The sequence below is a fragment of the Novosphingobium aerophilum genome (assembly GCF_014230305.1).
Lineage (GTDB): Bacteria > Pseudomonadota > Alphaproteobacteria > Sphingomonadales > Sphingomonadaceae > Novosphingobium > Novosphingobium aerophilum.
Window position 1 is genome coordinate 15,358 of the sequence record NZ_JACLAU010000002.1, and the last position, 12,564, is coordinate 27,921.

8 protein-coding genes are annotated in these 12,564 nt (G+C 62.4%); 3 read left to right on the forward strand and 5 right to left on the reverse strand.

Annotation, left to right across the window (positions count from 1 at the left end):
* Nucleotides 1-56 precede the first annotated feature (56 nt).
* From H7F49_RS02225 to H7F49_RS02240, 4 genes are all read right to left on the reverse strand, one after another.
* A complete protein-coding gene (locus H7F49_RS02225) occupies nucleotides 57-3,194 on the reverse strand; it encodes an Ig-like domain-containing protein (protein WP_185681949.1) in 3,138 nt (1,045 codons plus the stop codon).
* 167 nt (nucleotides 3,195-3,361) lie between these two features.
* On the reverse strand, nucleotides 3,362-4,078 hold the full coding sequence (locus H7F49_RS02230) for an RES family NAD+ phosphorylase (protein ID WP_185681950.1): 717 nt from the start codon (nucleotides 4,076-4,078) through the stop codon (nucleotides 3,362-3,364).
* Nucleotides 4,075-4,488, reverse strand: a complete 414-nt coding sequence (locus H7F49_RS02235) for an MbcA/ParS/Xre antitoxin family protein (RefSeq protein WP_185681951.1) — start codon at nucleotides 4,486-4,488, stop codon at nucleotides 4,075-4,077. The genes H7F49_RS02230 and H7F49_RS02235 overlap by 4 nt, the downstream gene beginning before the upstream one ends.
* A 55-nt stretch (nucleotides 4,489-4,543) precedes the next feature.
* On the reverse strand, nucleotides 4,544-6,463 hold the full coding sequence (locus H7F49_RS02240; RefSeq protein ID WP_407940282.1) for a strawberry notch C-terminal domain-containing protein: 1,920 nt from the start codon (nucleotides 6,461-6,463) through the stop codon (nucleotides 4,544-4,546).
* Here H7F49_RS02240 and H7F49_RS02245 point away from each other — a divergent pair.
* From H7F49_RS02245 to H7F49_RS02255, 3 genes are read left to right on the forward strand one after another with little or no spacing between them, the layout of a single operon-like run.
* Nucleotides 6,445-7,992: a tyrosine-type recombinase/integrase gene (locus H7F49_RS02245; RefSeq protein ID WP_185681952.1), complete on the forward strand. Its 1,548-nt coding sequence runs from the start codon at nucleotides 6,445-6,447 to the stop codon at nucleotides 7,990-7,992. The two genes, H7F49_RS02240 and H7F49_RS02245, sit on opposite strands and share 19 nt — an antisense overlap.
* Complete coding sequence (locus H7F49_RS02250) at nucleotides 7,986-8,900, forward strand: tyrosine-type recombinase/integrase (RefSeq protein WP_185681953.1); 915 nt, start codon at nucleotides 7,986-7,988, stop codon at nucleotides 8,898-8,900. Before H7F49_RS02245 ends, H7F49_RS02250 begins: the two co-directional genes overlap by 7 nt.
* Nucleotides 8,897-9,901, forward strand: coding sequence for a tyrosine-type recombinase/integrase (locus H7F49_RS02255; RefSeq protein WP_185681954.1), 1,005 nt, complete (start codon nucleotides 8,897-8,899; stop codon nucleotides 9,899-9,901). The genes H7F49_RS02250 and H7F49_RS02255 overlap by 4 nt, the downstream gene beginning before the upstream one ends.
* Nucleotides 9,902-10,038: 137 nt before the next feature.
* On the opposite strand, the gene H7F49_RS02260 is transcribed toward H7F49_RS02255, so the two are convergent.
* A complete protein-coding gene (locus H7F49_RS02260; protein ID WP_185681955.1) occupies nucleotides 10,039-12,507 on the reverse strand; it encodes a strawberry notch-like NTP hydrolase domain-containing protein in 2,469 nt (822 codons plus the stop codon).
* Nucleotides 12,508-12,564 lie beyond the last annotated feature (57 nt).

Below are 12,564 nucleotides of genomic sequence, written 5' to 3' on the forward strand. Positions count from 1 at the left end.
GAAAGCATTTGATGACTGCATCGAAATAATCTGCACGGAGCGGGGATGCCTACCGTTCAGAACTGCCGGGAAAGCATCGCCTGGAATGTCGCCGCCCTTTCGCCCTGCCCAGCGCGCAGGCCGGTTTCAAGATCGAGCGACCAGCCGCCCTTCAAGATATCGAACAACACGCCGACAGCGAGTTGGAACTGCTCGCGCCGCCAGCCATTGCCCTCCAGTTCGTAGATTGCCTCACCGGGGATGTCCGCATAGTCGAGCCATTGCGCATCGACATCGGCGAATTCGTGGTTCCATTCGGCGCGCAGATGCGGCGTCAGGAAGCCGAAGCCGGTCTTGCGCTGAAACTGGATCGTACCACCGAGCGTGCCGGTGAGCGAAGTCACCTCGCGCTCGTCGAAGCGGAGGTTGTATCGCCCAGCCCCTTCCTCAACATAGGCGCCGAGATCCGCATCCATATATTCGCCCCGGCCATAAAGCGACCAGCGCAATGGGCCGTCGGTACGGTCGATCCCGAGCGAGAGCGCCGCGACAGTATAGCCCCCGTCACGTTTGGCCGTGGCGATGCTGTCAACCGCTTCGACCAGCCGCCGGGTGGAGAAATCCAGCTGGCCGCGCCCGATCATCCCGTCAATGAACATGTCCAGGGCAGGCTGGAAGCTGGCATAGGCCGCAAAGATCGAGCTCTTGCTGCGCACCCGTGCGTTCGAACCGATCCGGCTGATATCCTCTCCATAGCCGCCACCGATCCCGACCAGCAGGCCCTCATCAAGCTTTATGTCGATGCCGCCGCTGAGGCCGGAGGTGGTGGCGGTGATCTTGCTTCGATCGGTCGTCGCATCGCGCGTGCCGATATCGATTGCACCGCCCATCCAGATCGCCAGCGAGCCGATCGGGCGCGTGCCATCGCCCTCACCCCCGACGGCCATGGGCGCGTCCGGATTGCCGTCGGCCTCAGGAACGTCGCCCGAGTAACGATGCGCCGCATTCAGCCCGGGGAGCCGCATTCCGGCAATGCTGGCCATTTCCGGATCCTCGTTCGGGCGGAAATCGCTAGGTGTGCCGTCACGCGATCCCAGCGTCACGCCCATCGTCAGCCCGGGACGCCCGCCACCATTGTGGAGCTGCTCTGCCCGGCGCATGAAGTTGGATGCCTGCGTCCGGGCAAAGCGACGGGTGGCCTCGGCCTGTGCATCGCTGATCGCACCGACATTGGGATCGGTTCGCGGATCGGGCCTTGCCTCGACAGTCAGCGTCACCGTGGAAGGTGCCGATGGCCCGAACATGTTGCTGAGCGTATAGGTGACCACGATGGTCCCGCCGAAACGGTGGTTCGGGGTCACATCGAGGCGATAGTCTGCCCCCTGGCCCGATCCGCTGGCGACGATCGCGGTCGTCGCCGAATCCTGTGGCGATATGCTGATTACGTTGGCGCCAGTGAACGGACCTCCGACCGCGCCTTCGGTCAGCATCACCGAAACCATCTGCCCATCGCCTGTCTTGGCGATCTTTGCCTGCGCGGTCGGAACCTGGCCCACCACCGTGATTGCGATCGTCGCCGGGGACGAAGTGCCGCCCGGGCCTACCGCGACGAAGGTGAAGCTGTCCGTCCCGGCAAAGCCGACCTCTGGCGTATAAGTGGCGATGAAGGGCGAAGGTGTGGCAAGCGCACCCTTGCCCGTCGGCACACGTGCGGTGTTACCCAGCGTCACGTTCCCATGCCCGGGCTCAGTGCGGATTTCGACGTGGTCGTAAACCCCGCTGACCAGTGCGGACAGGTCGATCTCGACGCTGCCGTCGGCCGAAGTCGTGCGTCCGGCAACCGTGCCGCTGCCCGAGGCCGCCGTCGGCGCGGCCGGCGTGGCAACGGTCAAACTTACCGTTGCTGGAGGCGAGGAGCCGCCCGGCCCGGTCGCGATATAGCTGAAGCTGTCCGCACCGTAATAGCCGCTGCCTGGCGTATAGGTGACGACGTTGCCGGCAATCGAGACACTGCCATGCTCTGGCTCGGTGCCGATTTCGATCTGCGAATAGACGCCGGTAATTTCGCCCGAGAGGTCGATCTCCGTGCCGGGGCTGTCATAGCCGACGGCCACGCCGGTCTTCCCGCCCGCGACCGGTGTGCCGGGCGTCGCCACGGTATGGCGGACTGTTGCCGGAGCGGATATGCCGCCCGGGCCCTGCGCTGTGTAAGTGAAGCTGTCCGCCCCAAAATAGCCTGTGGCGGGAATGTAAGTCGCGACATCACCCGCGATGCTCACCGTGCCATGTGTCGGATCGGTGGCGAGCGCGATGCCCGAATGCACACCGATGATCGATCCCGACAGATCGATTGCGGTGCCGCCGCTGTCATAGGCGACTGCTATCCCATCCTTGTCCGTGGCAATTGGCGCCGCCGGGGTCGCTACGGTGACGCTGACAGTTGCCGGGATCGAAGTGCCGCCGGGGCCTTCCACCGTGTAGGTAAAACTGTCCGCCCCAAAATAGCTCGCGGCCGGAATGTAGGTCACCACATAGCCCGCGACACTTACAGTGCCATGGGCGGGCTCCGTCCCGATCGCGATGGCCGAATGTACGCCGGAGACTGCATCGGAAAGATCGATCGCCGTTCCGCTGCTCTCATAGGCAACCGCGACTCCCGCCTTGTCCGCCGCAGTCGGTGCGGGCGGGACGGCGACATTCAGCGTCACGGTGGCGAAGTCGGAAATACCGCCCGGGCCTTCCGCCGCCCAAGTGAAGCTGTCAGTCCCGTGATAGGTCGGCGCGGGAATGTAGGTAACCACATTGCCCGCGACGCTCAGCGAACCATGCGCAGGGTCCGCACCGATCGTGATCGTATCGTGCGGCCCGCCGGTGATCGAACCCGAAAGGTCGATCGCGACGCCGCTGCTGGCATAGGGCACAGCGATGTTGCTCTTGTCGGCCGCGATGGGCTTGTCGATGAAGGTATAGGTGACGCTGCCAGGAGTGGTCTGGCCGTTGACGGTTACCGTGACGCTCTTCGCGCCCGAGCCGCTGGCCGGGGCCGTGACCGTGAGAGACGTAGCGCTTGCCCCGGTCACCGTGCCATCGCCCACCGAGCCGAAGCTGACCGTGTTGTTGCCCGGAGTGCTGCTGAAGCCGGTGCCAGTGATCGTCACGACCTGGCTGACCGGGCCAGAATCCGGCGAGATCCCGGTGATCGTGGGCACCACCACGAAGCTGCTGGTGCCGCTGAACGAGGTTCCGGCATAGCCATTCGGCGTCGAGACGGCGAGCGAGAAGCCCGGGGAAGAGCCCGGCGTTGCCCCCAGGTGGAGAAATCGCCTTCTGGGCGCGGGTTCGGACAGTTTCGATTTGCTCGCTGTTCAATGTTGCCCACCTTTCAGGTAGATACCACTCGAAACACGGCACCTGTTCCCGCATTTCGAACTAGGTCGACCCCCGTACCATCCCAGTGATAGTCTAGGTGACGCCCTTGAATAGGGTCTGACGCGCGGTCGGGGTAAAACAGCCCAACACATTCGCCGTTCTGATGCCGGATGCTCGGATAGACCAGACCTTCCGCGCCATTCGCCCTGAGCGTTGCAGCGAGGCTTTGCGATGCGACATAGCTGTCGGGATCAAGCGCAGGATCCTCTGGCTCAATGCCCCTGAGATCACGAAGGTCGGCGTTTACTGACAATACGATTTCACGGAACTGCGAGATCCAACCTGGCGCTTCGGCAGTGCGAGCCATGAAGCGGGCATGATGATGGATTGTTTCGAACAGCGCTGTTTCGAATGTATCCCCCGCGTATAGCACGCCGTAGGTCCCATCGGTGAAGCGACTTGGCCGGTCCGTGCTAACATGCGTGAACGGCGCCATCAGATAGGATGCGCCATTTCCGCCTACCCGGCGATCAGCCGGCACCAGATCGAGATTGCCGATCGTCGCCATAATGCGAGGATTGGTTTTTTGCTCGGCGGAGATCAGCAGCGGCCAATCTGCAGGGTCTGCGATGCCTTCGAACAGGTCAATCGGTGGAAAGGCACTGCGGATAATCCGTACAGCACCTTTCCACTCGACCTGGGCAACCGGAATCGCCTTGGGATCAATCACCAGGCACCACGTTCGGCATCAAGATAGCGACGCACCCGCATGATATCAGTCAGCTCGCCGCCAAGCATGACGTCGAGCGCACTCACTCCGGCAAAGGCGGCGTTACCTGCCTTGATCCAGGCGTAGCCACGTTGGGCTTCGGAAAAAATGATCCTCAGCGCCTTGTGGATACCCATCAGATTGGAGAGCCGCGCCGCGCCATCGCGCGAGACACGGCCTGCACCCTCAGCCTTCCATCGCCGGTAGGAGCGAACCGGCATGTCGAGCAAAGTCGCGGCTTGTTCGTCGGTTAGTTCCCATTTCCCAAACAGGTTCAGCACGGCGCGAAACATCGCCGCTGCTTCCTCCTGGGTTACAGGATCGGGCCGGAAGGAGTGGGGGACGGTATCAATGGGTTGCAGAGCCAACATGATTATTCTCCATATGGCAGTATATATTACTTTGAATGCCATTTGGCAAGATTCGTCAAATTTGGCCTGCAAGCCGCGCCAAGACCGCCACTGCGTTCATCGTCGGGACGAAAAGTCGCGTTTGATAGCGTATGATCTCGGTGAAACACCCATGTGCCTTGTACCAGTCTAGGCGAGACGCCGACCAACCAGTCAGTTCGAGCCGCTGCGCGCCGTTGACGAGGCTGCGCTTGAGCGTGAGCGCTTCGCGGCTTTTGATTTGCATCGGCCGCCCGGTCCCGTTCACCGCATCGACGATTTGCTCTGCCGAAAAGGCATGTTCGTCTTCAAGCCCAAGCGCCTGGCATAGTTCGGGCACGCAATGGAGCGGAACCTCCCGGCCTAACAGCGAGCGTCCGTCTCGCGCCGAAATCCGGCTGACGCGAACATAGTCGGAAGGGAGTTTGTCCCACACCGGGAGCAACAGGCCGGTTGCAAGATGCAGTCGCTCACGCTTGTGATTTGAGGCGGCGTCATCGACCTCCGCCTGCCAGAGGCGCTGAAATTCGGTTGGATCCACTGTTTCCCAGTTGCTCTCCTCGAGTTGATCGGCAGTGATGTGTCCGTGCTTCACGGGACGAACTAGCTCGAAGCGGGCCACACGCATACCTTCGTCGGTGAGCAGACTGCGAGCCGGGACAAGCAACCCGATCCGGCCTGAGCGCGCATTACGCAGAAGTTGCTGACGCGCACCTGACAAGCCGTAGAGCTCGTCGAGGCGTTCGAGACGCAAAGGCTTAAGCGCGCGGGCGATCTCGAGTTCGAGGAGATGCGTAGTCGCACCCGACAGCGCATCGGTGCGCAGTAGCGTGTCGGTCAGCACCTCGTAATGCTCTACCGCAATAGTCTCGACCCCAATGTCGAGCGTGCCGGCCTGGCGTGCTGCATCGATCCGCGCTTCGACGAGGCCGAGAAACTCGTCAAATATGCCGTTTTGCAAAGCAATCGGCAACGCGAGGATGCGATTGAGCCAGCGCTGGATTGTTGGCAGGTCATCGACCATCCCGCCGTCGGGCCCTTCGACCCTGAGCCCGCTCAATTCCTCAAACCGAGAAAGCGTAACGGCTTCCAGCTTGCCTGCGAACAACAGGCCGAACCAGCGATGAAGCGCCTCCTTGGCGTAGGTGCTCTCAAGATTATCGGCAGGATCGAAGAGGTTCTGCCCACCTGTCTGGCGCTGCCCTCGGGTCAGTGCCCCGAGACTGTCGAGCCGACGTGCAATGGTCGATATAAACCGACGTTCGCCACGCACGTCGGTGGTCACCGGGCGGAACAGTGGGGCCGACGCCTGATTGGTGCGGTTGGTACGGCCAAGGCCCTGAATTGCGGCATCGGCCCGCCAACCCGGCTCAAGCAGGAAGTGGACCCGGCGCATCTGGTTCTTTGCCGCAAGGTCGGCATGATAACTGCGGCCGGTGCCACCGGCATCGGAGAAAACCAGAATCCGCTTTGTCCCGTCCATAAAATCTCGCGTTTCGGCGACATTGGCGCGCGGAGAGCGCGACTGGAGCACCTGGCGTCCATCGCGTCCGACGATCAGGCGGCGGGTACGTCCGGTGACTTCGGCGACCTGATCGACACCGAACCGTTCGATGATCGCATCGAGCGCCGTCGCGATCGGCGGCAAGGCACAGAGCTGCTCGATCATGCGGTCGCGCGCGGCAAGCGCCGAACGACAGAGAACAGGAGCACCATTCTCATCACTCATCGGTTCGGACCGGGCATTGCCATTCTCGTCCGTGAACACCGCCATCAGCCGAACCGGGAAGCTTTTGGTGAGGTAATCGACCACGTATTCTTTGCAGTCGCAGTTTATGTCGAGCGTGGCGGCGGGAGGCGCAGGTTTCCTTCGGTTTTCCATGATTTCACTCCAGATAATTACCGTTCCTTCGACCTCAACAAGACGAAGGAACCAACATGCGAACAAGATCATCATTGCCGTTTCGAGCGGCCCCGCTCCGGGTCGAAGACCCGACCAGTCACAGCACCCTTTTCACCGCATTCCTCTCCTCTCTGTCGCTCGACGCGAGGTCAGGCTGCGCGGTTCTGTATGGCGCGGCGGTCCGCCATTTCCTGCATTGGCTGGACCTGCACGGGATCGCGATCCGCACGATCGACGACCGGACTGTCCGGCGGTTCGAGAAGCATCGGTGCCGGTGCCACCGGTATTCGGCACAGCAAGCGCACTACAAGGCTGACCAAGCAGCAAGGGTCAGGCGGTTCGTCCGGTTCCTGGAGGATCAAGGCTACGTCGAAGTCGACGACGGGATCGACGATTTGCCACGGCACCTCGCTGACTATTCCAATGCGATTGATCGCCTGCAACTCGCGCAGGGACCGGCGCAGTCCTATCTATCCGAGGCCGAGCACTTCGTGGCCTGGCTTCGCTTTGCGCGACGACGGTGGGCCGATATCGACGACACGATCATCGACCAGTACGCCGTGCATGATTGCCGTTGCCCGGTCTGGCGCAAGCGGGGCAAGCTGGTCGCCACGGGCACCAAGCGGCGGCGGCGCTGCGCTCGTCACTTCGTCGAGTTTCTGCGAGGCCGGGGCGCCATCCCATTGGTTGAACCGGTGGCGGACGATGACCCCCACATGTCGGCTTACCTGGCATGGCTCAAGCAACATCGCGGCGCCACGGACGAGACGATCCGGCGCTATCGGACCGATATCAGACGGCTCATGCCGATGCTGGGCGAGCCTTCGCAATGGGATGCCGCCGGACTCAGGAGCGCATTCCAGCGACGAAGCAAGGAGACGCCGGGCTCGGCATCGCTGCTCGTCACGATAATGAGGAGCTACATCCGGTTTCTGGTCGTGCGTGGCGAGTGCCGGCCGGCATTGTTGCATGCCGTTCCATCAGTGCAGCGCTACCGCCTTTCGACGCTGCCGCGCCACGTCGACCCGGCAACGATCGAGAGGATCATTGCGGCCTGTCCGACAGATCGTCCGGTGGAAGTCCGGGACAAGGCCATCATTCTTCTGCTCGCCAGGCTCGGCCTGCGGGCTGCCGATATTCAGGACATGCGCCTTGAGGATATCGACTGGCGATCCGGCCACCTGACGGTCAAGGGCAAGACGCGTCGGCCGGACCGACTGCCGTTGCCGCAGGATGTCGGTGACGCGATCCTGGCATATCTCGCGGCAGCCCGCCCGAAGGCCGCCGAAGAGCATTTGTTTCTGCGCGCACAAGCCCCGTTTCGGCCATTCCGCTCGTCCGCCGAGATCGCGGGCATCGTCGCTCGTACGCGCGACCGCGGTGGGATCGACGGGGTGCCGACCGGGTCGCACATATTCCGGCATTCGCTTGCCACCAACCTGCTGCGAGCGGGCGCAGGCCTGGAGTCCGTCGGGACCATCCTGCGTCACAGCTCGCCCGAGACCACTGCCATCTACGCCAAGGTCGATCTGCCAATGCTCATGAAGATCGCGCAGCCGTGGCCGGGAGAACCGTCATGCTGAACATGCACATTTCCAGATACGTCGCGCTGCATCGCAGCCTGGGGCGGAAGTTTTCCGAACAGGAACGCTTGCTGCGCCAATACGCCGATTTCGCCGTCCGCGCCGGTGACCGGCACACCCAAGTGCATCGCATCTACGGCTGGTGCCACACGGCAAGCTCGCAGAACGTGGCCCGCCATAGGTTCGACGCCGTACGTAACTTCAGCCTTTTCGCTCACGCCGAAGATTCACGCCACGAGGTTCCGCCTGCCGGCGTCTTCGGCAGGGGCAAGCGGCCACGCCCGACCCCGACCATCATCGAACCGGAACAGGTCCGGGCGATCATGACCGCGGCAATGGACGTTGCGCCCCAAGGCACGATCAGCCCATACACGTACCATTATCTGTTCGGCCTGCTGGCGGCGACAGGTCTCCGGATTTCCGAGGCTCTCGCTCTTCAATGCAACGATCTCGTCGAGGATGGCCTGATCGTTCGCAACGGCAAGTTCGGCAAGCAGCGGCTGATTGCCCTGCAGCCATCGACCCGTCAGGCGCTCGAAGCATATCTCGCCACTCGGGCAAGGCTTGGCGCCACGGGCAATGACCTGTTCGTGACCATCCGGGGGAGAGCACCGCACAAGGTGCGCGCCCACGTGGTGTTCGTCAGGCTGGCCCGGCAGCTCGGATACCGCGGACCGACCGGAACGGCCGGGATGCGGTTACACGACCTGCGGCACACTTTTGCCGTGCGTTCCCTTGAGTCCTGTCCGCCGGACAGGGAAGCCATCGCTCACCACATGGCTGGGCTCAGCGTCTATCTGGGGCACACGTCGGTCGCCAACACCTATTGGTATCTCGAGGCCACTCCGGTGCTGCTGCGCGACATCGCTGCCGCCAGCGAGCAACTTTACCGGGGAGAAGCGGCATGACAGCGCTTGCTCCGCATCTCTCGGCATACTTGCGTGAACATCTGCCACGCGAACGCGCTGTCAGTCCGCACACAGTGAAGACATACGCCAACTGCTTCGTCCTCCTGGTCCAGTTCGCTGCCGATCGTCTGAAGCGTCGGCCGACAGATCTCGCGATCGAGGATCTCGGCACCGACATGATCATGGCCTTCCTTGACCATGTCGAGAACGGTCGCGGCAGCTGTGTTCGGACCCGCAATGGCAGACTCGCCGCGATCCGGTCCTTCTTCCGCTACATCGAGTATCGTATTCCGGCATGCCTGGATCAGGCCCTTCGCGTCAGATCGATCCCTACCAAGAAGACCGACAAGGCGCTGATCGATTACCTCGACCGGGCGGAGATCAAGGCTTTGCTCGATGCCCCGGATCCCCGGACACGCCTTGGCACCCGCGATCGCGCAATGCTGCATCTGGCCTATGCTGGCGGGCTGAGGGTGTCGGAACTCGTAACGCTGCAGCTGCGCGATTTCCCGGACCGCTCCCTGTCCACCGTGCACATCATGGGCAAGGGTCGGCGTGAACGGGTCCTGCCGCTCTGGAAGGAGACCCAGTTCGCATTACGCGCATGGCTTGCGCTCCGCCCCGAAGCCGAGGTCGCCGAGATATTCCTCAATGCCAACGGCCAGCCGATGACCCGCGACGGGTTTGCGTTCCGTTTGGCCCAGCACGTCAAGGCCGCGGCAGAGAAGCAGCCGTCGATCCTTGGTAAGCGCGTAACACCGCACGTGCTGCGACATTCCTGCGCAATGCACACGCTCGCGGCGACCGGGGACATTCGCAAGGTCGCATTGTGGCTCGGCCATGCCAGCATCCAGAGCACCGAGACCTATTTGCGCGCCGATCCCGAGGAGAAGCTGCAGATTCTCGCGGCGCACGGCGCTCCTGCCATCAAGCCCGGGCGCTTCAAGCCGCCATCCGATGCCCTGATCACGATGCTCACCGACGTTCGTAGACGGGCCTAGCCCGTCTCCGGACCCCCCCCTGGCACTCATATTATCTGGAGTGAAATCATGGAAAACCGAAGGAAACCTGCGCCTCCCGCCGCCACGCTCGACATAAACTGCGACTGCAAAGAATACGTGTAATGTTGAGCTAAACATTACATCAATTCGCGAGGGGAGAGATCGATTTCGAGTGCTTCGCGTTCCGCATCGGAGAGATCAGCGAGGCGGCGGTTGAGCATGGCTTCGGCGGTCGAGACGAGTTGCACGACAACCGCGTTGCCGTCCGCAAGTGCCGCGTCGATTGCGGGCAGTAGGCTCGGCAACTTCATCGATAGAAGGAGCTGCGCGAAGAAGCGCTGCTTGGTGCCTTCAAAAACCGAAAGCGCCGCTGATTTGGCACCTGAATTGAGTGTCTCGCCACTCTCAGTGTCGACGATCCGCGTTGCCTCGAGAGCTTCCCGCAGGTTGGCATGAATAATTGCCCAGGCGTCTGCATAGGCGTCATAAACCGCTACCTGGTCGGGGGTCAGGCAATGCTCGAGAATCTCGTACTCAACTCCGGCGAATGAAAGGGCCCTCGCCGTATACAGCCCCAGTGCCTTCAGATCGCGCGCGACCAGTTCCATTGCAGCGATACCGCCATCGCGAATATCTGCGACGAAGGCTTCGCGATTGGCAAAAGCCGTCTCGGGACCCCAAAGGCCAAGACGGGTGGCATAGGCGAGATTATTGACGTCGGATGCCCCGGTCGCCGAAGCGTAGAGCACGCGGGCGCGCGGCAGCAGATTCTGGATGCGAACACCGGCAATGCCCTGCTCCGACCCCTTGACCTTACCACGTGAGCCCTCCCCGCCTGCGGCGTTGGCCATCGCATGGGCTTCGTCGAAGACGATGAGCCCGTCGAAGTCCTCGCCTGCCCATTCGAGAATCTGATCGAGCCGGGTCGCGTCGCTTCGACCCGAACGCAGTGTCGGATAAGTCACGAAGAGTATGCCCTCGCGCATCCCGATCGGGACACCGAGCTTCCATTGGCCAAGGGGCTGGACGTCGATGGGAAGGCCGCCGAGCGCGCTCCAGTCGCGGCGGGCATCTTCGAGCAGAGCTTCGTTCTTGGAAATCCAGATGTGGCGCCGTTCGCCCCTCACCCACCGGTCGAGGATGACAGATGCGACTTGTCTGCCTTTGCCTGCGCCAGTTCCGTCACCAAGAAAGTAGCCCATGCGGTAGGCGTGCCCCTCGGCGCTCGCCTTCAAAGCGCAGCCCTTGTCGTCGGGCTCGAACCGGCCCGGCAGATCGCGGGCATGCGCGCTTGCGGCATAGATCAGGGTCTCGGCCTGCGCAGCGGATAGGAGGCCTCCAGCAATGATACTCGAAGGAAGCTGAGGCACCACTTCAGGCACGGGTGCGTTTATCGAACCCATCGCAACGGATTCGACCAGCGGGGTCGGGTGGGAGACCGCATCTGCAATTGAGATCCGGCTCGGTCGGTAAGGCAAATAATGCCCAACCTGATTCTCGATCGGCGCAGGTGCTTCGAGCGGAGTAAATTCAAGCGGCAGGATCGACGCCGCCGCCGCGGCTGGGTGGACCTTAAGTGGAACCGGTTTCGTCCTGTTCGCCACCAGTCGAAGCGGCAAGGCTGGCTTGGTGCCGATGCTGGGTTCGGCGGGCAGGCTTACCCGGTCAGGCAGCATATCGATCAGCAGATGAAGCTCGGCAAAGTTTGCCGGCTGGGCGATGATCGGGCTGGTACCATCCTCAGCCTTGTCGAGAACCAGGAGCCGAGTTGAGATTGATGTGCCCTGCTTGATGAAACCGCGCTCGATCGTCGCGTTGAGGCGCAACGAGAGGGGACCGGCGATCCCGACAAGAAACTTCGGAAGCTCGAACCATTCGGGCATCACTGCGACCAGGCGGCCACCAGGCAGAAGGCGCTTCCAGGCAGAACGCAAGTGCCGGTCGCCAGTGCGGCTATCGTGGCCCCTCTCGATACCGTGTGAATATGGCGGGTTCATCAGCACCACGCTCGGACCCACGTCGGGCGTGAGAAGTTCGTCGATCAGTTCCCCGTCAAATCCCGTGACTGTCGCCTCCGGAAACACGGCGCCCAGGCATTCGCGGCGCAGCGGCGAAATCTCGTTGAGAGCAAGACGCGCAGTTGCCTTTGCTGCCCATACGCCCAGCATCCCGGTCCCGGCCGACGGCTCGAGAACCAGTTCAGCGGCAGAAATCGCGCATGCCTTTGCAGCCATCCAGGCCAGACGGGGCGGCGTCGCGAATTGTTGCCACTCGATCTGCTCATCGCTCCGGTTGGACTGGGTCGGGACCAGTCGTTCGAGGCGCGTGAAAGCCTCATCGGCGGCGGTGGATGGCATCGCGAGAGAGAATTCAGTTGCCTGCGCCAGGAACAACACCTGCGCCAATTCAAGTGCCGCATGGGCATCGCGTACGGACCAGCGTCCTTCGGCGTCGCTACCGCCGAAGTGATCGGCCATCGTTGCATTCACAGTGAGCCGTGAAATTGCTTGATCTGCAACGAGCCGCGCGGCCAGCGCCCTCGCCGCTGCCAGCACTGGCGGCTCGGCGAGATCGGAGAATGCGAAAGCGGTATTTGCGTGTGACATGAGAGACCTCCTGAAGAGGCCCTGGGTTTGTCCGGGTGTCCGTTCGGATGGATCCGC

Excerpts from the sequence above, each read along its gene's own strand:
- H7F49_RS02235 (WP_185681951.1), bottom strand. The coding sequence starts at position 4,488 with ATGTTGGCTCTGCAACCCATTGATACCGTCCCCCACTCCTTCCGGCCC.
- H7F49_RS02245 (WP_185681952.1), top strand. The coding sequence starts at position 6,445 with ATGCGAACAAGATCATCATTGCCGTTTCGAGCGGCCCCGCTCCGGGTC.
- H7F49_RS02240 (WP_407940282.1), bottom strand. The coding sequence starts at position 6,463 with ATGATGATCTTGTTCGCATGTTGGTTCCTTCGTCTTGTTGAGGTCGAA.
- H7F49_RS02250 (WP_185681953.1), top strand. The coding sequence starts at position 7,986 with ATGCTGAACATGCACATTTCCAGATACGTCGCGCTGCATCGCAGCCTG.
- H7F49_RS02255 (WP_185681954.1), top strand. The coding sequence starts at position 8,897 with ATGACAGCGCTTGCTCCGCATCTCTCGGCATACTTGCGTGAACATCTG.
- H7F49_RS02260 (WP_185681955.1), bottom strand. The coding sequence starts at position 12,507 with ATGTCACACGCAAATACCGCTTTCGCATTCTCCGATCTCGCCGAGCCG.